The 25,496-nt window shown below is 37.9% G+C and carries 22 protein-coding genes and 1 tRNA gene; 6 read left to right on the top strand and 17 right to left on the bottom strand.

Going from position 1 to position 25,496, the window contains the following annotated elements:
- Positions 1 to 8 precede the first annotated feature (8 nt).
- From pdeM to AC00Y6_RS09775, 3 genes are all read left to right on the top strand, one after another.
- Positions 9 to 653 (top strand): ligase-associated DNA damage response endonuclease PdeM, encoded by a 645-nt coding sequence (gene pdeM, locus AC00Y6_RS09785; protein WP_474490437.1) that lies wholly within the window; start codon positions 9 to 11, stop codon positions 651 to 653.
- Between the two features lie 53 nt (positions 654 to 706).
- On the top strand, positions 707 to 1,066 hold the full coding sequence (crcB, locus tag AC00Y6_RS09780; RefSeq protein WP_474490436.1) for a fluoride efflux transporter CrcB: 360 nt from the start codon (positions 707 to 709) through the stop codon (positions 1,064 to 1,066).
- 112 nt (positions 1,067 to 1,178) lie between these two features.
- Positions 1,179 to 1,263, top strand: a tRNA-Ser gene (locus AC00Y6_RS09775).
- A gap of 598 nt (positions 1,264 to 1,861) precedes the next feature.
- On the opposite strand, the gene AC00Y6_RS09770 is transcribed toward AC00Y6_RS09775, so the two are convergent.
- The 3 genes from AC00Y6_RS09770 to AC00Y6_RS09760 all read right to left on the bottom strand — a co-directional run bounded on the left by AC00Y6_RS09770 (position 1,862) and on the right by AC00Y6_RS09760 (position 4,793).
- Positions 1,862 to 2,668, bottom strand: a complete 807-nt coding sequence (locus AC00Y6_RS09770) for a patatin-like phospholipase family protein (protein ID WP_474490435.1) — start codon at positions 2,666 to 2,668, stop codon at positions 1,862 to 1,864.
- Between the two features lie 66 nt (positions 2,669 to 2,734).
- Complete coding sequence (gene lpdA / locus AC00Y6_RS09765) at positions 2,735 to 4,126, bottom strand: dihydrolipoyl dehydrogenase (protein WP_474490434.1); 1,392 nt, start codon at positions 4,124 to 4,126, stop codon at positions 2,735 to 2,737.
- Between the two features lie 397 nt (positions 4,127 to 4,523).
- Complete coding sequence (locus AC00Y6_RS09760) at positions 4,524 to 4,793, bottom strand: helix-turn-helix domain-containing protein (RefSeq protein WP_474490433.1); 270 nt, start codon at positions 4,791 to 4,793, stop codon at positions 4,524 to 4,526.
- 429 nt (positions 4,794 to 5,222) lie between these two features.
- On the opposite strand from AC00Y6_RS09760, the gene AC00Y6_RS09755 reads away from it, so the two are divergent.
- On the top strand, positions 5,223 to 5,864 hold the full coding sequence (locus tag AC00Y6_RS09755; protein WP_474490432.1) for a DUF6266 family protein: 642 nt from the start codon (positions 5,223 to 5,225) through the stop codon (positions 5,862 to 5,864).
- Between the two features lie 352 nt (positions 5,865 to 6,216).
- On the opposite strand, the gene AC00Y6_RS09750 is transcribed toward AC00Y6_RS09755, so the two are convergent.
- From AC00Y6_RS09750 to AC00Y6_RS09740, 3 genes are all read right to left on the bottom strand, one after another.
- Positions 6,217 to 6,993: an alpha/beta fold hydrolase gene (locus AC00Y6_RS09750; protein ID WP_474490431.1), complete on the bottom strand. Its 777-nt coding sequence runs from the start codon at positions 6,991 to 6,993 to the stop codon at positions 6,217 to 6,219.
- 25 nt (positions 6,994 to 7,018) lie between these two features.
- Positions 7,019 to 7,738, bottom strand: a complete 720-nt coding sequence (locus AC00Y6_RS09745; protein ID WP_474490430.1) for a pyridoxine 5'-phosphate synthase — start codon at positions 7,736 to 7,738, stop codon at positions 7,019 to 7,021.
- Positions 7,739 to 7,927: 189 nt separating this feature from the next.
- Positions 7,928 to 9,184, bottom strand: a complete 1,257-nt coding sequence (locus AC00Y6_RS09740) for a mechanosensitive ion channel family protein (RefSeq protein ID WP_474490429.1) — start codon at positions 9,182 to 9,184, stop codon at positions 7,928 to 7,930.
- Between the two features lie 63 nt (positions 9,185 to 9,247).
- Between AC00Y6_RS09740 and AC00Y6_RS09735 the strand changes: the two genes are divergently transcribed.
- Positions 9,248 to 9,736: a DUF456 domain-containing protein gene (locus AC00Y6_RS09735; RefSeq protein WP_474490509.1), complete on the top strand. Its 489-nt coding sequence runs from the start codon at positions 9,248 to 9,250 to the stop codon at positions 9,734 to 9,736.
- A gap of 38 nt (positions 9,737 to 9,774) precedes the next feature.
- Here AC00Y6_RS09735 and AC00Y6_RS09730 read toward each other — a convergent pair whose 3' ends face one another.
- Complete coding sequence (locus tag AC00Y6_RS09730) at positions 9,775 to 10,419, bottom strand: uracil-DNA glycosylase (protein WP_474490428.1); 645 nt, start codon at positions 10,417 to 10,419, stop codon at positions 9,775 to 9,777.
- A gap of 263 nt (positions 10,420 to 10,682) precedes the next feature.
- Here AC00Y6_RS09730 and AC00Y6_RS09725 point away from each other — a divergent pair, with 263 nt between their 5' ends.
- On the top strand, positions 10,683 to 12,314 hold the full coding sequence (locus tag AC00Y6_RS09725) for a M1 family metallopeptidase (protein ID WP_474490427.1): 1,632 nt from the start codon (positions 10,683 to 10,685) through the stop codon (positions 12,312 to 12,314).
- A 105-nt stretch (positions 12,315 to 12,419) separates the two neighbouring features.
- On the opposite strand, the gene AC00Y6_RS09720 is transcribed toward AC00Y6_RS09725, so the two are convergent.
- From AC00Y6_RS09720 to AC00Y6_RS09675, 10 genes are all read right to left on the bottom strand, one after another.
- Positions 12,420 to 13,109: a T9SS type A sorting domain-containing protein gene (locus AC00Y6_RS09720; RefSeq protein WP_474490426.1), complete on the bottom strand. Its 690-nt coding sequence runs from the start codon at positions 13,107 to 13,109 to the stop codon at positions 12,420 to 12,422.
- Between the two features lie 4 nt (positions 13,110 to 13,113).
- Positions 13,114 to 13,728, bottom strand: a complete 615-nt coding sequence (locus AC00Y6_RS09715; RefSeq protein WP_474490425.1) for a phage tail protein — start codon at positions 13,726 to 13,728, stop codon at positions 13,114 to 13,116.
- A 254-nt stretch (positions 13,729 to 13,982) separates the two neighbouring features.
- Entirely contained in the window at positions 13,983 to 15,512 is a 1,530-nt protein-coding gene (guaA, locus tag AC00Y6_RS09710; protein WP_474490424.1) for a glutamine-hydrolyzing GMP synthase, read from the bottom strand.
- Positions 15,513 to 15,759: 247 nt separating this feature from the next.
- Entirely contained in the window at positions 15,760 to 16,998 is a 1,239-nt protein-coding gene (gene purD / locus AC00Y6_RS09705) for a phosphoribosylamine--glycine ligase (protein ID WP_474490423.1), read from the bottom strand.
- A gap of 168 nt (positions 16,999 to 17,166) precedes the next feature.
- Positions 17,167 to 17,397 carry a pirin family protein gene (locus AC00Y6_RS09700; RefSeq protein ID WP_474490422.1) on the bottom strand — a complete coding sequence of 77 codons (231 nt, stop codon included), beginning with the start codon at positions 17,395 to 17,397 and terminating at the stop codon, positions 17,167 to 17,169.
- A 711-nt stretch (positions 17,398 to 18,108) separates the two neighbouring features.
- Positions 18,109 to 18,387, bottom strand: coding sequence for a hypothetical protein (locus tag AC00Y6_RS09695; protein ID WP_474490421.1), 279 nt, complete (start codon positions 18,385 to 18,387; stop codon positions 18,109 to 18,111).
- A 175-nt stretch (positions 18,388 to 18,562) separates the two neighbouring features.
- Positions 18,563 to 18,988, bottom strand: coding sequence for a transposase (locus AC00Y6_RS09690; protein ID WP_474490420.1), 426 nt, complete (start codon positions 18,986 to 18,988; stop codon positions 18,563 to 18,565).
- Between the two features lie 3 nt (positions 18,989 to 18,991).
- Positions 18,992 to 19,519 (bottom strand): hypothetical protein, encoded by a 528-nt coding sequence (locus AC00Y6_RS09685; protein WP_474490419.1) that lies wholly within the window; start codon positions 19,517 to 19,519, stop codon positions 18,992 to 18,994.
- Between the two features lie 84 nt (positions 19,520 to 19,603).
- On the bottom strand, positions 19,604 to 24,673 hold the full coding sequence (locus AC00Y6_RS09680) for a hypothetical protein (protein WP_474490418.1): 5,070 nt from the start codon (positions 24,671 to 24,673) through the stop codon (positions 19,604 to 19,606).
- An 89-nt stretch (positions 24,674 to 24,762) separates the two neighbouring features.
- Positions 24,763 to 25,377, bottom strand: a complete 615-nt coding sequence (locus tag AC00Y6_RS09675) for a hypothetical protein (protein WP_474490417.1) — start codon at positions 25,375 to 25,377, stop codon at positions 24,763 to 24,765.
- Positions 25,378 to 25,496: the final 119 nt, after the last annotated feature.

Here is a 25,496-nt window from a genome sequence, read left to right as displayed (position 1 = left end):
TAAAAACAATGAAAATAGCTACTAAAAATATAACCGTAGAAAACGAAATTTTTACATTAACAAACCAGCGTGCACTCTTCTGGAAAAGTGAAAAAGCCTTAGTCTTATCAGATCTTCATATCGGTAAAACGGCGCATTTCCGTAAAAATGGCATTGCCTTGTCCAGTCAAATCTTCGAAAGTGACCTGAGACGGCTATCGGTTTTGATAGAATATTTCTTGCCGGAAAAATTTATCATCGTTGGCGACTTGCTACATGCTGGCAACAACACCGATGTTGACCGATTTTGCGAATGGCAGCGCAATTATCCCAACATCAAATTTTGTTTGATAGAAGGCAATCATGACCGCATCTCAAAATTATTGGAACAAAAAATGGGCCTTAATTATCGAAGCTCTTTTTTAAAAAAGGATTCAATCTGCTTTATTCATGACTATGATCCATCAATTTTGGATTTCCAGATTACAGGGCACATCCATCCGGGCATTGCGATTAATTCAGCCATAAAAAAAATCAAATTACCATGTTTTGCGTTGTCTGAAAGGCAACTTCTTTTGCCTGCCTTCAGTGAGTTTACTGGCTTGGACACCAAAAATCTCCCTAAAAAAGGAAGATTTTTCGCTTTTACGGATTCTGATATTTATGAAATTTAAATCTATCAATTAAAAAACCGTCCAACAAAATTTTATAATTTAGCATCATGAGGATGATTTTGTATATTTTTTTTGGTGGTGGTGCCGGAAGTGTATTACGATATTTGATATCAAATTACACTCAAAAGCTTTGGAATTTTAACAACTTCCCATTGGGAACTTTTGTTGTTAACATCACCGGCTGCTTTTTGATTGGTATTCTTTCGTCCAGTTTCTTAAAACTTGATAATTCTTCAAAATTCCTTTTGATTACAGGATTTTGTGGCGGCTATACAACTTTCTCAACTTTTTCTGTGGAAAGCTACTCACTTTGGCAAAATAATCATTTTTCAATCTTGTGTTTATATATCATTTCAAGTATTGTTTTAGGCTTTTTATCAGTCGCTCTCGGGTTCTACCTAACCAAGAACTAAATTTTTCCTTTTGAAAACTAGCCAATTAGTTGATTTTTTAAAAAAATACTTGTCCATTATAGAAAAGCTAATTATATTTGCACCACTGAAAACGAGAGATCGTGAGAAGTAAGGAGAGTTGGCAGAGTGGTCGATTGCGGCAGTCTTGAAAACTGTTGACTGTAACAGGTCCGGGGGTTCGAATCCCTCACTCTCCGCAAAAAACCCTATAAACGTTATGTTTATAGGGTTTTTGATTTATATGTACTCTATTACAAAAATTAGAATTGGTGACTCTGAAAAAAAGTTTGAAAATTATAATTTGTTAATATTCCATTCCAAATCATATCATTCAATCTTCTTGAAATCCCCCGCTTTCTAAAAATTAAAGCATGTATTTAATAGCAAATAGATGATCTATCACAAAATATTTACATAAAAATCCAAATTCAAATCAGCTGCCTAAATTGATGGAACAGTTAACTTCTCTCTATTCAAAATATTTCTCAAAATCCAGTTTAATATAAATAGATTCTGCTATTTCTACAATGCTATTGTTAACTTCTGCAAGTTCTATAACATAGTCATCAATGTTTATCTTTCTTTCATTGGAAACATTCAAGCCAAAAAAGGCTTTTTGTATCTCGAAAGAAAAAAATCAATAAATATTATTTAACAATCAAATCAATAATCACCAAGTTTATCTGACTATCTTTGGTGTAAACTTCATACAAGGTAGCTGAATTTTTTTTATCAAATTTACTCCAGAAGCATTAATTTCAGTACCGTAATACTAAGACAGATATGTATATACTTCTAATTTGAATCCTTTTGAAACAACGCTACAAAGTCATCTTCATTTTCAGAAAAAGTACGTTTGGCTTCATCGTAACCAATTTTAAAAATCTCTTCCAACCGCTGTGGCTTACGTTCAAAAGTACCATATTTAGATAATTTTTTGGAGGTGATAAACCAATCACAAAAAGCGAATTTGTAAATCTCTGTCCTGTGTGAAAGCAACTCATAAGCGCGCGTGGTAACAGAACGGATACTTTTAAGATCACTCTGCTCCACATCCTGAGGTGGCGTTACATACACGCCAATCATTTTATCGCATTCGTTATGGATTACATCCGCAGGAAAATTATTGAGAACGCCACCATCGCTGTACATCTCAGAACCTATAAAATAAGGCGTCGAAATCCCAGGAATACAAGATGAAGCAATAATGGCATCCACCACTTTGTAATTTTTCTCAAAAACCTTTTGTTGCCCTGTTACCAGCTCGGTTGCCACAATCCTCACATCTTTATCGAGATCGCCAATTGTAATGTCTTCAAAAATAGGAATGAGATAATTGAGAAATATGGACGAAGAAACTAAACCTGGCTGATTAAACGTAAAATGTTTCCAGTTAAAAAAATAAATAGACTGGAAAAAATCCAAAATCTGCTCCGGCGTCTTTCCCAAGGCATACAGGGAGCCAACAATAGATCCCGCGCTGCAACATGAGAGGATATCGGGATCTATATTTTTTTCTTCCAGAAACTGGAGTACACCTGCATGCGCCAAACCCCTTGTCCCGCCACCAGAAAGAACCAAGCCTAATTTTGAATTTTTCATTACGTAAAATTAAAAAAACCACAGAACAATCTGTGGTTTTAGTTGATGAATATTATGTTATTTTCCTTAAATATGAATTACCTCGCCATAAGCTGCAGCAACTGCTTCCATCACTGCTTCGGAAATAGTTGGGTGCGGGTGGATAGATTTTAGGATTTCATGGCCTGTAGTTTCCAACTTTCTGGCTACAACAGCTTCTGCAATCATATCGGTAACGCCGTCGCCCACCATGTGAGCACCAAGCCATTCACCGTATTTGGCATCAAAAATAACTTTGATAAAACCATCTACATCACCATTTGCCGTTGCTTTTCCTGAGGCTGAAAAAGGGAATTTACCTACCTTAATCTCATAACCTTTTTCTTTTGCCTGCTTTTCTGTTAATCCTACAGATGCGATCTCCGGATGACAGTATGTACATCCCGGGATATTACCGTAATCAATCTTTTCTGTATGGATGCCTTTGATTTTTTCTACGCAAGTAATACCTTCTGCAGAGGCAACGTGCGCCAAAGCCTGAGTTGGGATAATATCACCAATCGCATAATAACCCGGAACCGAAGTCTGATACCATTCATTAACCAAAACACGGCCTTTATCGGTTTTGATGCCTACTTCTTCCAAGCCAATCCCTTCGATATTAGCAGAAATACCTACTGCTGAAAGAAGAATATCAGCTTCTAGCGTAATTTCCCCGGTAGCTGTTTTCACTTTTGCTTTAACGCCCTCGCCACTGGTATCTACAGATTCTACAGAAGCATTGGTCATAATGTCGATCCCTGATTTTTTCAGAGATTTCTCAACATGTTTAGAAACTTCTTCATCTTCCAAAGGAACGATGTTGGGTAAAAATTCTACCACAGTTACTTTGGTTCCCATTGTATTATAAAAATCAGCAAACTCGATCCCGATAGCACCAGAACCTACAACAATCATAGATTTTGGTTGCTCTGGCAAAGACAAAGCCTGTCTGTAACCAATTACTTTTTTACCATCCTGAGGAAGATTTGGCAATTCTCTAGAACGTGCTCCGGTAGCAATAATAATATTTTGCGCCGCATACTCTGTAGTTTTGCCCTCTGCATCTGTTACAGAAACCTTTTTGCCCGCTTTTACTTTGGCGGTTCCTAGGATAACGTCAATTTTATTTTTTTTCATCAGGAATTGGATTCCGCCACTCATTTTGGAGGCTACACCTCTACTTCTCTGAATAACTTTGGTGAAATCAAAACCCGGATTATCTACCTTGTTAAGGCCATATTCTTCTGCATGTTTGAGATAATTGAAAACATGAGCAGATTTAAGAAGAGCTTTGGTTGGGATACATCCCCAGTTAAGACAAATACCCCCAAGATTTTCTTTTTCTATAATTGCGGTTTTGAAACCTAACTGAGCAGCCCTAATAGCAGTTACATAACCACCAGGCCCACTACCAATAACAATGATATCGTAGTTCATCTGATTAAAATTTTATGCGAATTTACGGAAAATTATTTGATGGCAACATTCTTAAGCAGACAGTATTTAGGTAGGAAACCTTAGTTTTTGCAATTTGCAACGCGAAAGTTGATTAATTAAATTTTTAATTTGAGTAAAAACAATAACTAATATGATTAAAAGAATTGTACACTACTTTATACTTTCATAATAAAGGTCTAGTTACAATAAAGAGTTAATCCCTCAAGTCATATTATAACAAGTCAATTTCTTATTAAATCAATTTCTTATTGCAATTCACTTGTAAAATTATGTTTACTGGTTTGGCAGATTGGCGAAGTTCTTTTTTAGAAGCTTTATTCCCCTTATGCCAAACCTCCTGACTTTGCGAAAATAACCACACTTTATAAAAAGTCTTTCAAAGCCACTCCTTACCCTTTTCATTAAAAAATGATTGCGGGCAATAGATTTTGCCGCCCATGCGTATGGCGGGGATTTGCTGTGTTTTGCGCAGCCGGTATAGGGTACTGTCGCTAATGTTTAGCAGGCGTTTGACATCGGCGCTGTCCAGGTAAGTTTCTGGCCGCGCCGGGGCACTGTAGGCACTGATATGATCCAAGATGGCGCTAAGTAATAAGATGATTTTTTCGCTGTCATAAGACAGTGGTGTGTAGTTTTTCTTTTTCATGCTTATGTTTTTAATAATCACTAAGTTAACATTTTTTTGACATATACAATATTTTTAAAGTAAAAATTATCTTTTTTACAAAAAGCCTTTTTAAAAAGCCTTTAAAAAGACTATAATGACTTAAAATTAAAATAGGTCTTATGCTTATTTATTACAAGTCAGTTACAAACCTATTAATTGTTCTTAATCCATAGCTTTTCTCCATTGGTCTCCTCCCAGTCTTCTCCTAGTCTCCTCCCAGTCTTGTTTGGAAAAACCGGGTTTTACCAAAAGAAAGTGGGTTAATTACCGAAGGATTACCGAACAAATCCCAAACTATACCATCAGGTAGATGCAAGATAGGTCAAAGCCGGTCAAAACCAGTCAGGGTATTGGTGCGGCTACTTTTGCGTATTACCTTCGTACCATTAACCAACAAAAACAAATATTATGGCTACAATTAGCAAAGGGATCCTGGGAGGATTTTCGGGAAAAGTGGGTACAGTGGTGGGTGTCAGCTGGCGTGGAAAAGACATCATCCGCAGCCGCCCCAAAGTGACACAGCGCACTCCCACAGACAACCAACTGTTGCAACAGATGAAATTTACACTAGTAATACGCTTTCTGCAACCGCTGAAAACCATACAAACCAAATACTTTGGGGTTAAAAATGGGGCAAGGTCCCGGGCCAATATGGCGGCCTCCTACAACCTGCAAGAAGCCATTACTGTCAATAGAAATATTCCTGAACTGGTCTTTAATAGGGTATTAATTACCAAAGGTGACCTTACCGGTTTCCAGAATATTACGATTACGCCACAGGCGGGCAGGATTCTGCACATGACATGGGGCGACAACAGTACGCAGGGCAACGCGGCAGACACAGATCTGGTAACACTGGTTTGCTATTGCAGCAGCCTCGGATCCTTTGATGTACAAGAAAACCTAGCGGTGCGGTCTGACCTTACCATCAATGCCGTACTGCCGGCGCTCTATGCCGGCAAAGAGGTACAAACCTGGGCTTACCTGCACAACGAGAAGCAGACTGTGGCCTGCAACAGCTCCTACCTGGGCGCCCATACCTTAATCTAACAGATAACATTCCATCTCCTAAAGATGGAATTTTTGTTGGGGTAACGGCAAGTCGGTACCCAATCAGGACATGCGATATGGTAAAAAAATTCAGCATCGCTTTTGTCATTCCATAGGAATCTACATTGCTTATTGTCTATCTACAGAGATTCTCTCACAATAACAAACTGCATGCTGAACGAATTCTTTAGGCAGCACAACCAACAGACACAAAAAAACAGGCTTTAACCAGAAGGAATACCCTCTCTTGGCTAAAGCCTGCTTTATTTATCAATACTGCTGTGCTGGCTGCTCCCCCTTTTCAACTTCTATTAACTTGATTCTATGTCAGGACAGCTTAATTACCCTTATCCTAGGACAGCAGGAAGTCTCTTACCGCAGCGTTGAAATCTGTTGGGTTGTTGGCCTGCACCCAGTGGGCGGCATTCTTGATAGTGATAATGCGGGAGTCCGGGAACTGCTGCTTGATCAAGAAAGCATCCTGTGGCAAAATGTAGTTGGACTTTTCACCGGCTATAAACAATGTAGGCCCATTAAATACACCATAGCGGATGGCATTAGCAACAAACTCGGTGTATTTGTCGGCCAGCGTAGGGAGGTTAAAACGCCATGCCAGCTTTTTATCATCTGTCCAATAAAGATTTTTCATCAGAAACTGGATTACAAATTTCTCGGGAATGTAATTTTCCAGCACTTTCTCCACATCCTGACGGCTTTCTACCTGTGCAAAGTTCACAGACTGGAGAGCTTTGATAATACCCTGATGATGCGGTGGGTAAGCCTTGGGAGCTATATCTACCACAATCAATTTCTCTACCCGATCGGGAAAATTGATGGCAAACTGCATTACGGCTTTGCCCCCTAGGGAATGGCCAAGCAGGTTGGCCTTGGTCATGTTATGCGCATCCATATAGTGAAGGATGTCATTGGCCAGGTCATCATGCGTCATCGAATCTGAATGGAAGCTCCTGCCATGGTTGCGGAGATCCAGCAAGTGAGTAGGCATCAGCTCCCCAAATTCTTTCCCGAAACTGCCCCAGTTGTCTAGCATGCCAAATAGGCCATGCAATACTAGCAGTGGCGTTTCTGTGCGCTCTTGGCCGTATATTTTTGAGTGTAATAGGTCCATATTGTGTGGGATTAAATATTAGGGCTTACCATTTTGCCAATCTTTTCAGGTAGGCCTGTATCGTGTTTTCCAGTCCCATATAGAGGGCTTCGGAGATCAGGGCGTGGCCGATGGATACCTCCAAAAGGTTTGGGATGGTGTCTGCAAAGTATTTCAGGTTATCCAAAGAGAGGTCGTGCCCGGCATTGATGCCCAAGTTATAGTTAGTCGCCTCTACGGCGGTATCGTAATAGGCTTTGATGGCCTGCTCTTTATCTTTGGGATATTGGGTGGCATAGGCCTCTGTGTAGAGTTCTATGCGGTCTGTACCGGTTTGCGCAGCAAACTTTACCATATCGGGGTTAGGGTCTAGAAAGACAGAAGTCCTGATCCCGGCTTCGCGGAACTCGGCAATCACGTCGGTAAGGAAACCTAGGTGCTTCTCACAGTCCCAGCCGGCATTAGAGGTGACGGCGTCGTCTGCATCGGGAACTAGGGTTACCTGCTCTGGTTTTACATCCAGCACCATATCGATAAAAGGGCGGTGCGGGTTGCCTTCTATATTATACTCGGTGGTTACAAGCGGCTTCAGGTCATAGACATCCTTCCTGGTAATGTGGCGCTCATCGGGGCGCGGGTGGATGGTGATGCCCTGGGCACCAAACCTCTGGGCATCCACGGCTATCTGGGTAACACTGGGCACATCGCCGCCCCTGGCGTTCCGTAGAGTAGCAATCTTGTTGATATTGACACTTAGTTTTGTCATAATGATAATGGATAAATAATATTTGATTGTTTAGATCTTAGATGATAGATAATAGACTTAAAGATGATAGATAATAGACGGATAGATAATAGATGGTTAGATAATAGACAGATAAAACATAGATGACAGTTAGCTCCTGGGTTTTATAAACTGTTTAAGTGCTTTCTGTCATGGTTTGATAACTCATCATTAAGCCTTTTGTACCACTTCTAGCTCAAACTCTTTGGCGGCAGACAAGAGGTGGTCAAAGATGTCTGACTGGATGGCCTCGTACTTGGTGGTGTCTGCCTCTGTGGCAAAACAGTAGATTTCCAACGGAAGGCCTTCTGGCGAACTTTGCAGTTGCCGCACGAGGATCAGCTCTTTCTGGTCTATTTTGCTGCTATTTTTAAGATAATTCTGTACATATTTCCGGAAGACGCCTATGTTAGTCAATTGATTGCCATTGATGATTTCATCGGGGTTGGCCATGGCAGCTCTTTCTTTTTTGATTTCTATTTCGCGGCTGTTAAGATAGGTTTGTATTAGATTGATCTTTTTCAATTTTGCCATCAGCTCATCATCTACAAAGTTGAGTGACTTCATATTAAACACAATCGACTTCTTGATCCTACGGGTGTTCTCATCGGATATCACCTGGTAGTTCCGTATTTCGGTACTCAAGAGGTCATAAGTAGGGATGGTGGATATGGTTTTGTCAAAATTCTTTATCTTGGTGGTTAGCAGTCCTATATCCTCTATATACCCTTCTATAGTGTATTTGGGGATTGCAATCCAGTCGCCCACCTTCATATTTCGGGAGGTGGCCACATTAAGGCCTGTTACAAAACCCAAGATGGTATCCCGGAAAACCAAGACCATAATGGCCGTAATAGCACCCAAACTACCGATAATGGTGGTACTGTTGATCCCAAATATAACGCAAATACCAATGACGGAAAAGATAAAGATGCCAACGATCTTAACCGTTTCTGACACCGTTCTAATGGCAAAATTCTTATAATAATCCTTTTTAAGAAGGCTATAGTAGCCAAAAGCTTTGAGTGACCGAAAAGCAAGCCCGGCGATAACCAGCACCATCGCAAAGTTGATCATCCTTTCGGAAAAAAGCGTGGTCTTTTTGAGGTATCCCAGGAATATGGATGTTTGTACAGATCCTGCAATCAAAAGCGAGAAAAGATGGGCAAACGAGTTGGTGATCTTGCCATGTTGTATAGACTTCATGATAGGGTAACGATCCTCACTGCGAAACAGGCTGAATATAGAATTGATCCCGATCTTAAATATGAAGTTGAAGACCAGATAGACCATCAAGATAAGGAGGATCTTGGTAGCCACCTGGCAAAAAAGGCTGAGCCCATCGGGAAAATGGTCGCCTATATAATAAAACAGCCCCTCTGTAATATCCTGAATAAAATCTTTGGTATCTTTTAACTGATCATTCATCATGACAAAATTATGAAATGAATTTTTTATATCTTTAAAAAATCAATGTTTTATTCCAAAGATATGGATTCTGTTTTTATCAATATCATCGTGCTGGCTTTGCTTGTTATAGGCTTGCTGGGTACTTTTCTGCCAGTTTTGCCCGGCCTGCTGCTAAGCATCTGTGGGGTGCTGATCTATAAATTTGGTACAGATAACCAGATGCCGATGCTGTATGTATGGATTTTTGCACTGCTAACCATTGTATCCACAGTAATTAATTACGTAATCCCGGCTAGGACCAATAAAAAATATGGCGGCACGCGCTACGGCAGCATCGGTTCTTTTGTAGGAACCTTGCTCGGCCTGATATTTATCCCGATACCATTTGGCTTCCTGATTGGGATGCTGCTGGGAGTGTTTGTAGGCGAACTGCTGCATGACATCAACGACCGCAAAAAAGCTTTCAACTCTATGAAGGGAGCTTTTATAGGATTTGTTTATGGCACGGGCTTCAACTTTATGGCTGGCCTGGCCATGCTGCTGGTAGTGGGTTACTATATCTTTTTTTAACAGAAAGGCTTCTTTTAAGTTAATGACTAAAAAGACTTTTACCCCCAGACTATTTCTTTCTTACCATGGCTTTTCAGATAATCGTTAATCTTTGAGAAGGGTTTACTGCCGTAGAAACCCCTGTAAACAGAAAACGGCGAAGGGTGCGCCGACTGGATGATCAGGTGTTTTTGTGAGTCTATGAGTGTGGATTTTTTTTGGGCAAATGCACCCCACAGTACAAAAACCACATGGCTTTTCTCCTTAGAAATCTCTGCGATAATATAATCTGTAAACCTTTCCCATCCTAGGTCTTTGTGAGAGTTGGGTTGATGGGCCTGTACCGTTAACGTGGCGTTTAACAACAATACACCCTGTTTTGCCCAGTCCTGCAAGTCTTTATTATGACGGTCTATACCGATATCCGTCTTTAGTTCTGCAAAAATATTCTTGAGGGACGGCGGCGCAGTCACCTGCTCAGACACCGAAAAGCAGAGCCCGTTGGCCTGGCCATCGTTATGATAAGGATCCTGGCCAATAATCACCACTTCTATATCCTCGAAGGGCGTCAGCTCCAGCGCACGAAAAATCTCGTCTTTGGGTGGGAAACACTTGGTGGTGTTGTATTGCTGCTTCACGTTATCCCAAAGTTGTTTAAAATAATCACTTTCTTTGATGGGCTGCAGGACTTCTTTCCAGGTCATTATTATAATTTTTACAAAGTTAAGGCAATGCCATTGGTCTGCAAAACCTGTTTCTGTTTCAGTAAAAATGAATATTTTGACGATTAAAAATAATGTACTTTGGTTACAATGATGAGGTAAAAGCAATATCCGCTAGATCTTATGATTTTTTCGGGATACATCTGTCTTATTCTTATCTTTGTTGATGATAATGATTGGGAGTTTGTATTTTTAAATTATACAATAAATCTCATTGTACAACTTTTCTAACATCAAAACTAACTATGAAAAAGCTGCTTTTACTTGCTGTGATGCTATCTAACTTGGCTAATGCTCAGTTTTTTGACACACCAGAAACGTTTACCAAAACAGATTCTTTAAAAGGATCGAATACAAAATTCCGTAACTTTTGGGATGTTAAAAAATACAATATTATTGTAGAGCCAGACTTCACGACCAAGAGCATCAAAGGCAGTAACAAGATTACATTAACCATAGAAAAACAGGTGAGGAACCCAACCTTCCAGATAGACCTGCAACAACCGATGAATGCAGACCAGATCAAGGCCAGCTTCCCGATTGCAGAGAAAAAAACAGACGGTGATTTTATCTTCATTACTGCTAAAAAGACATTTAAAAAAGGTGAAAAGCATACGATAGACATCAGCTTCTCCGGCCATCCTGTAATTGCCAAAAATGCCCCTTGGGACGGTGGCTGGGTTTTTACCAAAGACAAAAATGGCAACCCGTGGATGACTGCTGCAGACGAGGGTATTGGCGCCAGCATCTGGCTTCCTGTAAAAGATATCTGGAGTGATGAGCCAGACCATGGTATTACGTTTAAGATCATAACGCCGCAGGATCTTACCGGAGTGGCCAACGGAAGGTTGATTAAACAGGAAAACCTGGGCCACAAAAAATCTTGGCTTTGGGAAGTAAAAAACCCGATTAATGCCTACTCTATCATTCCGTCTATTGGGAAATATGTTAATTTTAAAGAAAGCTTTAACGGCGAAAAAGGAAAACTGGATCTGGATTATTGGGTGTTGGACTACAACCTGGACAAAGCCAAAAAACAGTTTGAGCAGGTAAAACCCATGCTAAAATCCTTTGAATACTGGTTTGGACCCTACCCTTTTTACGAAGATTCTTACAAACTGGTAGAGTCGCCGCACCTTGGGATGGAGCACCAGAGCAATGTGGCTTATGGTAACCGCTATATGAATGGTTATCTTGGCAATGACTTATCAGAAACTGGTGTCGGTCTTAAGTGGGATTACATCATTATCCACGAATCCGGTCATGAATGGTTTGCCAACAATATTACCGCCAAAGACCAAGCCGATATGTGGATTCACGAGGCTTTTACAGATTATTCTGAAACCTTGTACACAGAAAGCATGTGGGGCAAAGCAGATGCCGACCGCTATGTGCAGGGGCTCCGGAACAAAATTCAAAATGATAAACCGATTATTGGCAAGTACGGCGTGAGGAACGAAGGAAGTGGCGACATGTATTACAAAGGTGCTAATATGATCCATACCATCCGGCAGATTATTAACAATGATGAAAAGTTCCGTCAAATACTGAGAGGCCTTAACAAGGATTTTTATCACCAGACCGTAACCACTCAACAGGTTGAAAACTATTTTACAAAGAAATCTGGGATTGATCTTTCATCTGTATTTAACCAGTACCTGAGAAGCATCAAAATCCCTACATTGGAGTATAAACAAACCGGCAACCAACTGTCTTACAGATGGACAAATGTTATCCCCCTCCTTAAATTACCAATACGCCTCACCGATGGCACAACGCTGAAACCTACCGAAGAATGGCAAACAACAAGTTTAAACTCTTCCTCGGAAGCTAAAGTTGATCCCAACTACTACATTTTAACCAAAAAAGTAGATTAGTCCATCGTTGTAAACCTTATTATTATAATAGCAAACGCCTGCAAAAATGCAGGCGTTTGTTTGTAATTAATTATTCATCATTTGAGATTAAATCATATTTCCATTTTAGTTTTTAATGAATTTAAATTCGTTGACGGCTCCTGATTGGGAATTTACCTGATAAATATAATTGCCTGATTTCAGATCACTAAGGTTAATTTTTTCGGTGAATACACCGGATTTGATAAGGCTTCCCGCTAGATTGTAAATCCTGTAAGAAACCCCTTTGATCCCTGAAACGGTCAATATATCTTTGACAGGGTTAGGGAAAAAATGGATTTTCCCTGCATTGCTATCCAAAACCGCAAGGGTGCTGGTATGAACATCCCCCGTCATTGTAGAGTTGGATTCTGTAAGGCTTCCACCGCACTTCCCTTCAGTTACCGCTGTATTTTCTACCCAAACACCCACATTGGCAGCCGGTGGATTAGCAGCAGTTACGTTCCCCCCCGAATTGTAGAAAATAAGGTAAGGGTTAGCAAAATCACCATTCCCGCTATCAGCAAGAAACTCCCAACGGTTCTGGGCAGCGTTAAACTGTATTTTGAACTCGCATGTTCCCAAACCACCACAAGGCTGATCGCCATCTACCGGAGAAGTAATATATACACCTTTACCATTAACATCTTTAGGATCTTTGGTCAAAATAAACTGTTGGTCATCAAACAAGGGCGTACATCCTTTGAAATTGATGGACTGTGCTGATGTGCCTATCGCGGCAATCATGCACAGTACTAAAACATATGTTTTTCCCATAGCATTATGGTCTTGATGGATAGATCCCTTCTGTAGCAATAATGCACTTAAGAGTTAGGTAAGGCTGCATATTTTCATGTGCCTGGTTTCCTCCTGAGGGAGAAATTATTGTAGGACTCATAGATATCATAGTTGCAGGGGAGCTTCCGTTTACTGCTTTTGTGTTATCATAATATTCCTTATCCAAAGCTTTGGTATTAGCAGGCATAGCATTGGTCGGGAGATTTGTATTTCCTTCTTCGGTAGTTCCAGTAATTAAATGAGTATGAATAGGCATCTCATTCTGCGTGAGTCTTACACTTTCTGCCCCTCCTTGTTGTCCAAGGATTTTTAAAGGAAGTCCAGATCCTTGTCCATCTCCTACCGGTACTCTGCCCTGCATGTTTGGAAGTGCGAAGTTAGTAGTTCCATTGCCACCGTAGGTTGTGCCCAGCAATGAAAATAATGCTTGATTTTGATTGATAGTAAGCAGTTGTCCCTTACATTCTGCCCAGCCTCTTGGAGCAAAATTAAATGCAACAAAAGCAATCTGCCCAAGAAAAGGGTCAGACGCTTGTGCTTGTGTTTTGGAAAAAACAGTGGTTGCCAATACAGAAAAAATGAATAGATACTTTTTCATTAGATTAAATTTTAGTTAGTAAAATATTTAAATAACAAAGCTACAGGCATATTAGTTAACCAAGTAAAAAAAGAGGGGGACAAATGGGGGACAAATTATTTTACAAAAAACAGATACTGATAAACAATACTTTATGAAAATGTTGATTTTTTTTTAAATATCATTACTTTATATAATAGATCCGAAATTAGGAAAGATTATAACAAAAAAATCCGGGAATTTTATAACTCCCGGACTTATCATTTTTCTTAATTTTATTCCCATTCTATGGTTGCAGGTGGTTTTGAACTGATGTCATAAGCCACCCTGTTAATTCCTCTAACTTCATTGATGATTCTGCTGGAAACAGTGTCCAAAAACTCATAAGGCAGTCGGCTCCATGTGGCTGTCATAAAGTCTATGGTATTAGCAGAACGTACCACTGCTGTGTATTCATAAGTCCTCTCGTCTCCCATAACGCCAACAGATTTAACAGGCAAAAGCACAACAAATGCCTGAGAAACCTTTTCATAAAGATCATTTTTGTACAATTCTTCTATAAAAATATCGTCGGCCTCCTGCAGGATTTTCACTTTTTCTGCATCTACAGCACCCAAAATACGGATACCTAATCCGGGACCAGGAAACGGATGCCTGTAAACCAAATGATGCGGAATACCGAGTTCCTCTCCTACTTTTCTCACTTCGTCTTTAAAAAGTTCCCTTAGAGGTTCCAGCAGCTGGAACGCCATTTCCTCGGGGAGGCCTCCTACATTGTGATGCGACTTGATGACTGCGGAAGGCCCGTTAACAGACTGTGACTCGATAACATCGGGATAGATGGTACCTTGAGCCAGGAAAGTAGCACCCTCGATTTTGTGAGACTCTTCATCAAAAACGTGAACAAACTCATTTCCGATGATTTTACGCTTCTGCTCGGGGTCATCAATGCCGGCCAGCTTAGAAAGAAAACGTTCTGAAGCATCAATCAGTTTGATATTAAGATGGAAATGCTCGCCATAATTCTCCATTACTTTTTGAGCTTCATCTTTTCTTAACAGCCCGGTATCCACAAAAATACAGGTTAGCTGATCGCCAATTGCTTTATGAATCAGTACAGCCGCTACGGAAGAATCTACACCTCCGGAAAGCCCCAATATCACTTTTTGAATACCCACTTTCTCTCTAATTTCGGCTACTGTTTTGTCGATATAATTGGTTAGTTTCCAGTTTTTATCTGCTTCACAAATCCCGAAAACGAAATTTTCCAACATTTTACCGCCTTCTTCGGTATGAGAAACTTCTGGATGAAACTGAACACAGTATATTTTTTTGTCTGGATTGGAAATGGAAGCAATCACACCGGATTTGGCGTTCAGTTCAAAACCTTGAGGCAACTCAGCCACTTCATCAAAATGGCTCATCCACACGATTGAGTTTTGGTAAACACCTTTCAACAACTCATTTTCTTTGATAATCTCCAGATGCGCTTTACCATACTCGCCTTTTTCGCCTTTAGACACTTTACCACCCAAAAGATGGGCTGTCAACTGCATGCCGTAGCAGATTCCCAACACAGGGATGCCTTGTTCATACAATTCTTTTTCTACAAGATGTGCATTCTCTGCATTGACGGAGCTTGGCCCGCCGGAAAGGATAATCCCTTTTGGTTTTTTGGCCAATATATCTGCCAGTGGCGTGTTGAATGGCAATATCTCTGAGTAGACTTCCATCTCGCGGATCCTACGACCGATTAACTGGTTGTACTGCGAACCAAAGTCTAATATAATAATTCCGTTGTTCATTTTTTATAATTGATAAATGATGATTGATAAATGATAGCAAAGTTAATTTTTAATCCTGAAACCGTCTATATATTGCCAACTAGCCCCGATGGAAGCGGCATCCTTTAGCTTGGGCGCGAGGCGGCGGAGCGAAGCGGAGCCGACCGAGTGGCCAAGCCAAAGATACAGCGGACAGCGGGAAAAAGCTCCTATAATATAGCTTTGCTTAAAATAAAAAAGACGCTGGTTTCCCAACATCTTTTTTTATTTAGAATTTTGCAATATCGTCGCGGTAAAAGGCATAGTCAAAATCTACAGGTACTGCGTCCTCGTAAACTTTTTTCCGGGCCTCTTCAAAAGTGTCTCCTAGGGCTACCAAATTCAGGACACGGCCACCACTGGTGACAATCTTATCCCCTTGGTAATCCGCTCCTGCATACAACAAGGTGCTGTTTTTAACTTTTTCTGCACCGGTGATCTCAAAACCGATCTCATGATTTTTGGGATAACCACCAGAGCAAACCACCAGGCAAACTGCTTTTTTGTTTCTAAATTTCAAAGAAACTTCGCGACCATTCATGCAGTCTTCAATCACATCCAGAAGGTTATTTTCCAGAAGCGGTAATAAAACCTGCGTCTCAGGATCTCCCAATCTCATATTATACTCCAAAAGGTAAGTACCATTTTTGGTTACCATTAATCCAAAAAATATAAATCCCTTGAAGTTGAGACCTTCTTTCTTAAGCCCTTCAACCGTCGGGTTCATAATATTCTGAACAAAATCCTTGTAATTATCGTCTGAAAACTCAGGACTTGGTGCTGCAGATCCCATGCCGCCAGTGTTTGGCCCCTTATCTCCATTACCTGCTTTTTTGTAATCTTTGACAGGGATGCATGGGAAAAGTTTTTCGCCATTGGAGAAAGCAATAACAGAAGCCTCAAAACCATGCAGGAATTCTTCGATTACAACCTTGATCCCTGCATCACCAAAGATTCTTCTGATCATAAAATCATGAATTGTGCTTTCTGCTTCTTCCTTATTTTCGGCGATCACCACACCCTTTCCGCCAGCAAGTCCACTGGCTTTTATTACCACAGGATAATTATGGTGCTGCAAGTGATCTTTAGCTTCTTCATAAGAATCAAAAACAATCGCTTTAGCTGTTTTGATGTTATTATCCAACATAAATTTTTTGGAAAATGCCTTGCTGCCCTCCAGCGAAGCAGCTTTTTTGCTAGGCCCAAAAACTTTGAGGTCTACTTTCTTGAACTCGTCTACAATACCTTCTACCAACGTAGCCTCTGGGCCTACAATGGTAAGGTCGATTTTGTTTTTTAGCGCAAACTCTTTAAGTGATATAATGTCTGTCTCACTGATGTTTTCTCCCAGTTTTTCTGTAGTGGCATTACCAGGTGCAAAAAACATTTTTGTCACTCTGTTGTCTTCACTCAATTTTGTTGCTAAAGCCGATGCACGGCCGCCATTTCCAACAATAAGTAGTCTCATTTGTTAATATTTAAAATTTTATCTCCTTGCCTTTTAATGGTTTAATTGATAATCTATAAAGGCTTAATATAACTATATTGGTTTTAAAGTTTCAAATTTAAGTTTTTTTAGGGAGAAATCTAATACCAGTTTTACTCATTTTTCTTAAAAATATTATAAAAATTGAGCTCAAGATGGCAAATCCATAGGAACTTCCATCAGCAGGATTTCTGATCTTTTCAAGGCTTCCAGCACAAAAACATTACTCTCCCAAATGCCCAATCCGTCGCGCTCATCCAAAACATGATCACCAATTTTAGCTTTTCCTTTTATCACAAAAACATAAACACCGTTCCCAGATTTGTGCATCTTATATTCTTTGGAAAAACCTTTGTCAAACTTTGCCAGGTTAAACCCCAATAATTTAAGCCAACAATCAAATAAATATTTTTATTAACGACTCTGATTGTTTCACGTACTTTGAAAACAATGCCATTCATTCAAAAGTTGAGATATAAATCTTCAAGTTTTCGGTTTTGCCAATTCAAGACAATGGCTTTGGTGATATAACATGCTAGAAGTAGAAACCTCAAAGTCATAAATCTTTCTAACTTGCTCTTCAATATGAATAATACTAAATCCTTAGGAGTAAGATGAGATAATAATATTCTTCAGACCATCAATTGATTTATCATATTTTGAACTAAGGAAGGTTTAAACTCTTTTTGAAACTATAATAATAATTTCTATAAATAAAAATTGATAACCATTGGCTATCAATTTTTATTGTGGTCAATTACAAAATCACAGTTATTACCTTGCAGTTTGCAATGTCATGAAACAACTTTTTTTTTCCACTTTGCAATAGTATTCCGGCTTATCTTAAAGTGGTTAGCTAACTGCAAATTATTCAAATTATTAATTTTTTGATAATGTAAAATCTCAAAAATATCGGACGGAGAATATGAACGAAGTTTCTGATTCAATATACTTGTTTCTTTATTAGTCCCAAATATTTTATCATTCAAATCAACGATGTCAATTGCTGAAAGATTTGCCTTTAGCAATAGATAATTACAATCATTCACTTTCTCAGGATATTTTTTATTTATTATATCGGCGTAGATACTTTTATAATCCGGGATCATAAGTTTTATGGTTTTTGATAAATTCTACAGCATCTTGAAATTTCCTAATTTTTCTCTTCGAAAGCAGACCAAGTTTGTAATAACAGGTTTTTGTTCCATCTCTAGTATCAATACTTACAGCTAAGAAATAATTAATAAAATACCTTTTGATATTACAAGAGACAATTTTTTGAAGAGGAACTTCAAGCTCCGGCATTCTAATTTTATTAATTAAAAAAAAATTTTTATAACTTATGGAGATGACATGCTCAGTTACCTCCATAAAAATTGATCTCGTTCTTGACAATTTAAATAAAAGAGCAAAAAAAATTATCAGGATTACGATTATGAGCCAACTTTGCAAATGAACTATATTTAAAAATAGGGACACAAAAAAAATAAAAAGTAACACTAAAACAATGATTATGAAGTTGCTTGTTATATTAGTATAATTTTCATTACTTATTTTCATACTTATTAATCCATTTATAAAGCGTTGTTTTTGGAATTTTATATTTTTTCATCACATCAATTTTTGTCATTTCTCCTGTGGATACTTGCTCAAGAATGAAACTAATAACTTCTTTGGTGTAAATATTTTTCCGAAACTGTGGAAGAGTTGTCTTCTCATTCTTTTGTCCCTTCTCTCTCGACGATGGTGGGGCATAAAAAATAAGATGCTGAGAGTATAAGCGAAAAAAATCATATTCCAGTAATTTGCTCCATTTCAATAAAACATCAGTGTACAGATGTTGTTGGAGATACATCTCATTAATTTCTTTTTCAGTACATTTCATAAAATTACAGATACGGGACATTTCTATCCCGCTTTCTGTAACTGACATTTTAAGCATTTGTCCTATATGGATTTCCTTAAAATTCATTTGCTATGGTCTCCAAAAAGTCCAAACATTACCGTTAAAAACAGCTAATTGGTGAGCGTTAGTGTCATACACCATCATTCCACTTGCTGGTTTTACAATGTTGAGATGCGGGCTTGCTACTTTTGGCAAAATCATGGCTTTATTAGTATCAGAAAGTACCAGAATACCTGGTGTTTGGTCAGTACTTCCATTAGATCCAATAACTGCCTTGGCAGATGTTTGCTCTGTTTTTGAACTTTGTAATGATAGGTCAACAATTCCTGTAGAATCAAGTGTTAAATCTACCCAATCATTATTGGATCTTAGTTTGACTTTTTTATCCGACGAGTCGAATATTAAAGTTCCATCCACAACCCCTGCTGCTGCTACATCATCTTTTGAGGTAACCCATGGTAGAACAATACCTTTGTTCCCTTGTCCAAATTCAAGAGAAACAGATGGTGAACTGATTGAAGAATCCCCGATATTTATTTGTGCATCTACACAACAAAAGGTGCAAAATACAGCAAAAACGATATAATATTTTTTCATATGATTGATTTTGAAATTAATCGAGCACTTTTGAGAGAGGTTTTATTACAACCCCTCTCTAAGGCTCATCATTTAGCATTTTTTTTATTCAGGACAAGCTTGAGTATTCAAACATTTCCATGCGAATGTAACTCCATTGTCTGTGGTAGTATATAATTTAAGACATTTAATGGTAACATCATATACCATCATCCCTTCTACTAGATTCGTAATTGGAATTGCTGCAATTTGATCAGTTGTTAATCTATTTATAGCAAATCCTTTAGTTTTTGATTCCAATACTGTCCATGCTCCTTTTCTTACCATCGGCCAGTTATCACCATTTGAGCCAGCTCTTCCTAAAGAAGTTATACCATGTTTTGAATCTAACCCAATGCCATTGGTATTTGCAGGCCTAAAACATAATGATTTAACAACCAAAACAATGGGCGCACAAACATCAGAAATTGTTGGATTAGAATCAATCACAAAAAGATAGTTTTGTACATTTCCCGCATAAGATCCTGCTAGTACTCCACTCATTGTTACAGATGGCAGAATGGCGGAGTCAGTGTATTGCGTATCTAATAATTGCTCCCCTGCATCTACTACACCATTATTATTCGCATCATTATATAACATCAATTTTAACTGCGATTTTACCTCATATGTTGAATTAGTGTTTGTAATAGAGTAATTAATTGTGTAGTTTGTGTTAGCACCAGCTGCAATAAAGCTTGTGTTTCCAAGAGTTGCTGTAATAGTAGGTTTAACGGTATTTAGGGTAACTTCTTGGGTAATACCAGTTGCATGCTCAAGATTACAAGATTCACCATTAAGTGCACAAGTAAGTGTCGCACCTACATAAGTGTTCATAGTAGCCAGAGAGCTAAATGTACAAGCTAATGTTGTGGGTTGAGTAACTTTAACTTTGAAGTTATATTCTATTACTTTTCCTAATGTCATTCCTGTAGGTAAAGACCAGACTAGTACTCTTTTCCCTGTGGGATCAATATATGAATTAGGATCTGCAGTTGTCATTCCTGCAAAAGTATTGCCAGATTGAATTACTGTTGAATTAGCAGCATAATCATAGCTTCCATCCAAGAAAATTTTTATTGATTCTAAACCACTAGATGTATCCCCTTGATTAATAATTTTCACATTCATTTCCTTAACATCATCAATATGGTGGTTACCAATAGAAGTATTACTTTCTAAAGTTTTTAATGTGTTCACATAACTTTTACTAGTATTGGAATCGCCAATGTTTATTGCTTGCGAAGTGATGCTACTTTTACCATTCACTAAAGGAATATCTTGTTGACATCCAGATTGATAATTAACATCATAAGAGATTCTAGATCCTGAAATGTAATTACCTACACCTGTAGCAGAACAAATTGTTTGAACCTTATATTTTATTATAAATGTTTTAGGATCAATAGAATTACTTGTACCTGCTAAACCAGGTACAACAAATGGTAGATTATTGTTTGACGAAATATCTAACTTATAAATTGTTCCAGATACTAAAGTTGGATCCGAAATTGGATAATCTACACCATTATAGTTTATAACAAAACTACCTGGCACAAAAGTCATCCCGGTTGGGAAAGTAACATGTGGCGTGATTTTGTATGCATAACCATTTGCACCATTAGTTATGGTCAAAGATTCGTCAATAGGAATACAAATATCATATCTTGTTGTGCCAGTACTATTAACTGATGAAACTGCTGCTAGCGATGGAACTTGTGTGGTTAAACTCATGTCCATCATTTTATTCGCTGCAATGGCTAGAGGAACCCTATTTCCTTCCAGTGGGTATCCTAAGTCTGGACTATCTGGATATTCGGTGCAATCAAATGCTACTTTTACCTTAAAGGTATCTGTTCCGCAAACTGTAAAATTGTTTGATTTTAAAGTAAATATTTTTGAACCAGCAGGAATGCTTCCTACCTTCGCCCAATATTTTCCTGTTCCATAATTGATCATTTGAATTTGTGTAGCTCCATCCCACAATGTTGGAACAATGTTATTATTAGGAATTTCTACGGCAATCCAAGTGTTAGGAAGCGGATTGGAATTAGAATTCGTGTTATTAATACTAATTGGCCAAGACGCTGTATTAGTAGCAGTTGAAACATTGGCACCCGCTGATGTGACATTGTAAGTATATAAGCTTACAGTTTTTCCTACCGCAATACCAGTATCATTATGTATTGTTCTTGGCACAGTGTCAAAGTTTAATGAATAATTACCATCTACTATATTTACAATTGTTTTGAAAGTAGGCGAATCTGTATTATATTTCGTAATAAATGAGTTAGGTGTAAACTTAATTGTAAATGTTTGCTGATCAAATGTTGAAGTTGCGTCCACAAAAGGCCAATCATTATTAGAGTTTACAAAAATTAATTTATTATACAATCCTTGAGGATTCGCAGATCCATCAGCATTGAATCCATAAGCAAGACTAATATTTGAAACATTTACATTCCCTGCTTTAGCAGTGCCAGGAACATAAGTTAAACCAATAGGGATTAACCATTCAAAACGATTGATTTTAGCATTTTGGCGAATTTCTTTGGGAAACAAATCCTGCCATGTACTATTACTCGAAAATTGAAAAATAAGATTCAAATCATTTTGATTACATTGAATAATACTTACTGGATTACTACTACTATGCTGTTCAGTAATATAATATCCAAATACAATTGCTTTATCAGCTTTATCATTTCCTTTGATGATAGTGTTATCAGTTTTGGTAACTGTTGCATAAGTATTAATACCCGTTGCGTTATAGCCATTTACTACATTTGGTTGCACACCTGTTGTGCTATTAGATGCATATACATCTTGATTAACAATTAAATTTGCATTCAAATTAATCTTCGCATTAGCAGATAAAGTAACACCTACAGACTGCAAAATCTTATACACATCAAATACATAACCTGATTTACCGTTATCTGCAAAAGTATCGGTATAAGTATAATAGTTTGATAAAGTGGCTCCTCTGATATTGAAAGGTGTTGTAATACCACCAGCAATATAAGTACCTGTGATACTTTGTAAGCCACTAGCTGTACCATTCACTTTAAACCAATCAAACTTGTCATACTCGAACCTAAGGTTTGCAGCAGTAATATTTGGGTCAACCAATGTCATTTGGTACGCAGCAACTGCTTTATCTCCATTTAGATAATGGTTAAGGTCAATTGCAGTTAGTTGATTCTCCGTTGCCTGAACATTTGTAGTCCCAAATAGACCGAATGTTTGTCTTTTTAGATCAAAGTTATCAACATTTATACCTACAGGAGCTGCACAGTTCAAAGAAAAGTTAGGCGAGGTTACACAAGAAATCTTTGGAGCAAATACTGTTGTTGCATTTTGATATAAAGCAGCAGAGAACTTCAAATTGTAAACTCCACTAGTATTACAACCTGCTGAAACAGTTAAAGGGAAAATAATTTTTCCAGATGCCATTAAATTCCCATCACTTGATGCAGTTGGTTTCAAATCATAGTAATATATATTACCCGTATTACCAAAAAGAGTGATACTGTTTCCTGTATTGCCTGAAAGTGTTGGCAGCAAACTTGGATTTGGAATCACACCAGCAGGCACTTCAACAGAAATTCTCCAGAAAGCATTCTGCCCATCCACTGTTTTCGTAGTATTAAAGCTTGTTCCATTGCTAAAACTGTATTCCGCAGTAAAAGTACTTCCCGATGTGAAATTAACATTATCATTAGGAGCAACAATATCACCCACAGCTCTATAAGATCCTATAGTAAATGGACTGTTTGTACTATTTCCTGCGCCATTTTCAGTTACTGCTGCGTTACAAGCATTCTTTTTATACGTAAAAGACCAACCTATCTGATCAATCCCAGAAGTACCTGCCCCTGTATTATAATAACCAACATAACAAGAATTGCTTGTGTTGATCATTTGCCTCAACATCGCATCAATATTAACAGTAGCACCTGGAAGTAAATCATTATAAAAACCATCACCGTCCAAGTCTTCAAAACCTACACCTGAACCATCTGGATCTGATGTAAACTTGAAATCAACATAATCTTGCTTTGTAGTACTTTCTGCTATTGTTACTCCATTTACTTTGAAGTCGTAATAATCAAAATACGGTTTTGCTGAGCCTCCATTTCCATTGGTCGTTGTTCCAAACTGAATACCAACAGCGTAAGCGGGACCAGCACCTGTATTGGTTAATGTAAACTTGGCAGAATCTCCATTAGAAGTTTGGAAACCAGGCCAAGGCTGCTTAGTAAGCGTCATAGACAGACTTGAGTTCTGTACAGAAGTAGCATTCAAACCAACGTTGGTGATATTACCTGTTGCACATGCGTTTGAGGTACCACATCCATAAGCCGCTTGAAGTTTAATTGTCTCTCCTGCGGTACACCCTTTAAGAGTAGCCTTAATAGAAATAGTAACACTCTCATTGGGATCAAAATGGTTATCAGTTCCTCCTGTTAACGTTTTTATATCATTACCAACTATTTCTAGTACATCAGTTTGTGTGCCTCCACTAGGAGTTCCTGCTGTTAATGTACCAATTGTAGAGGCAATCCCCACATTAGTAGAGTGAGTAATTAATACCTTAATATTAGTACTATATACACCAGATGCAGCACTTTGTCTAATCGTTAAAGAATAATTTTGCGAACCATATATCGGAACTGTAGCACCCATTGGTGTAACTGTAGTAACTTCCAATTGAGAATATCCAATTGTTGGATAATTAATAATCTTACTAGTTGCCCCAGGCATTGCATAAGTAATAGTTGGATTATTTGGTAGCGCAGTACAAGGTGTATTTAATAAGTATTGAATTTGTATTCTGTCTGTATTCGACGCGAGTGCTGATGTAATCGTAAATGTTATAACGTTTGCAGCAGAGGTAGCTGTTATTCCTGGCGACGAGACAAGGGAATTAAATGTAACTCCAGTAGGCAAAGTTGCTGTTACTTTGGTTCCAGCAGCTACTGGACCAAAAACGGTAAACTTGAAAGTACCGGGGTCTCCGCAAGCCACGACATTGGTGGGGGTATCGGTAGGGTTTACTGTAATATTTTGAGCAAATAAAGATATACTTGCACAAAAAACCAACAGAAAACTAAGAATAGTTTTTTTTATCATAGTTATTTTATTATTTATTGAAGATATGATACCTTTATTTTCTTAATTTATTATATTAAAAGTATCATGTAAAATATTTAGCGTAAGTATCAAGTAATAGGCGGTGGTCGTATAGAAAAATGGTCTACATCTGTTTTATTACCATCTCCATTTTTAATGAAGTTGATAACAGTCATTTTGAAAACTATTTTGTTAAAGTGGAGATATGAATTCTTTGATAAAACAGCCTTTGTATGTGAACTAGCGTTTAAAACCGTACTTTTCACTATTACAAAACCCATTTGGGAAATTGAATTTGATATATCAGAAGCAATATTAAAATCACATTTTTTGATAGGTTCGGAAACTATTTCTGACTTTACTATCTTTAGATTAGGAATACTTATAGAATTTTTCCTTGTTATGACATTTTTTTTACAAGATTCTATCAAAACAACCTGTGGCAACAGATCATTATCAACTGTGTAAACTATTGTATTTTTTGAAATATAGATCTTGTCCCTATTACTTTCTATCTTACTGTCACTTTTTTCTTTATTAATATCAGAAATTGATGCTCCTTCCGATAAATCAATAATACAATGGTTAGTTTGATAAATTTGAGCTGGAAAAAAAATGTAAACACAAAGAAAAAAGATGACAAGAGAATTCCTTCTTCTTAAAGAAAGAAAATCGCACGTCATCTTTGAATTAAAAATCATCATTTGTGTCCTAAAATAGTACTGGACAAAAAAACTAGATTTTTTTTTAATTTAAAAGTAAATGGATTTGTAATCTTCCCCAAAAACAAGAACATTTAAAAATATAGTTTTTAAATTTGGAA

The sequence above is a fragment of the Epilithonimonas sp. genome (genome assembly GCF_056329745.1).
This window is presented reverse-complemented; position numbering and strand designations above follow the sequence as displayed.

What these genes read in the sequence shown, in the direction of transcription:
- AC00Y6_RS09685 (WP_474490419.1), bottom strand. Translation starts at nt 19,519, where the DNA reads ATGAAAAAATATTATATCGTTTTTGCTGTATTTTGCACCTTTTGTTGT.
- AC00Y6_RS09735 (WP_474490509.1), top strand. Translation starts at nt 9,248, where the DNA reads ATGGATTCTGTTTTTATCAATATCATCGTGCTGGCTTTGCTTGTTATA.
- AC00Y6_RS09745 (WP_474490430.1), bottom strand. Translation starts at nt 7,738, where the DNA reads ATGACAAAACTAAGTGTCAATATCAACAAGATTGCTACTCTACGGAAC.
- AC00Y6_RS09680 (WP_474490418.1), bottom strand. Translation starts at nt 24,673, where the DNA reads ATGATAAAAAAAACTATTCTTAGTTTTCTGTTGGTTTTTTGTGCAAGT.
- AC00Y6_RS09715 (WP_474490425.1), bottom strand. Translation starts at nt 13,728, where the DNA reads ATGAAAAAGTATCTATTCATTTTTTCTGTATTGGCAACCACTGTTTTT.
- pdeM (WP_474490437.1), top strand. Translation starts at nt 9, where the DNA reads ATGAAAATAGCTACTAAAAATATAACCGTAGAAAACGAAATTTTTACA.
- AC00Y6_RS09695 (WP_474490421.1), bottom strand. Translation starts at nt 18,387, where the DNA reads ATGGAGGTAACTGAGCATGTCATCTCCATAAGTTATAAAAATTTTTTT.
- AC00Y6_RS09675 (WP_474490417.1), bottom strand. Translation starts at nt 25,377, where the DNA reads ATGATGATTTTTAATTCAAAGATGACGTGCGATTTTCTTTCTTTAAGA.
- AC00Y6_RS09755 (WP_474490432.1), top strand. Translation starts at nt 5,223, where the DNA reads ATGGCTACAATTAGCAAAGGGATCCTGGGAGGATTTTCGGGAAAAGTG.
- crcB (WP_474490436.1), top strand. Translation starts at nt 707, where the DNA reads ATGATTTTGTATATTTTTTTTGGTGGTGGTGCCGGAAGTGTATTACGA.
- AC00Y6_RS09770 (WP_474490435.1), bottom strand. Translation starts at nt 2,668, where the DNA reads ATGAAAAATTCAAAATTAGGCTTGGTTCTTTCTGGTGGCGGGACAAGG.
- AC00Y6_RS09750 (WP_474490431.1), bottom strand. Translation starts at nt 6,993, where the DNA reads ATGGACCTATTACACTCAAAAATATACGGCCAAGAGCGCACAGAAACG.
- guaA (WP_474490424.1), bottom strand. Translation starts at nt 15,512, where the DNA reads ATGAACAACGGAATTATTATATTAGACTTTGGTTCGCAGTACAACCAG.
- AC00Y6_RS09720 (WP_474490426.1), bottom strand. Translation starts at nt 13,109, where the DNA reads ATGGGAAAAACATATGTTTTAGTACTGTGCATGATTGCCGCGATAGGC.
- lpdA (WP_474490434.1), bottom strand. Translation starts at nt 4,126, where the DNA reads ATGAACTACGATATCATTGTTATTGGTAGTGGGCCTGGTGGTTATGTA.
- AC00Y6_RS09725 (WP_474490427.1), top strand. Translation starts at nt 10,683, where the DNA reads ATGAAAAAGCTGCTTTTACTTGCTGTGATGCTATCTAACTTGGCTAAT.
- AC00Y6_RS09690 (WP_474490420.1), bottom strand. Translation starts at nt 18,988, where the DNA reads ATGAATTTTAAGGAAATCCATATAGGACAAATGCTTAAAATGTCAGTT.
- AC00Y6_RS09740 (WP_474490429.1), bottom strand. Translation starts at nt 9,184, where the DNA reads ATGAATGATCAGTTAAAAGATACCAAAGATTTTATTCAGGATATTACA.
- AC00Y6_RS09730 (WP_474490428.1), bottom strand. Translation starts at nt 10,419, where the DNA reads ATGACCTGGAAAGAAGTCCTGCAGCCCATCAAAGAAAGTGATTATTTT.
- AC00Y6_RS09760 (WP_474490433.1), bottom strand. Translation starts at nt 4,793, where the DNA reads ATGAAAAAGAAAAACTACACACCACTGTCTTATGACAGCGAAAAAATC.
- purD (WP_474490423.1), bottom strand. Translation starts at nt 16,998, where the DNA reads ATGAGACTACTTATTGTTGGAAATGGCGGCCGTGCATCGGCTTTAGCA.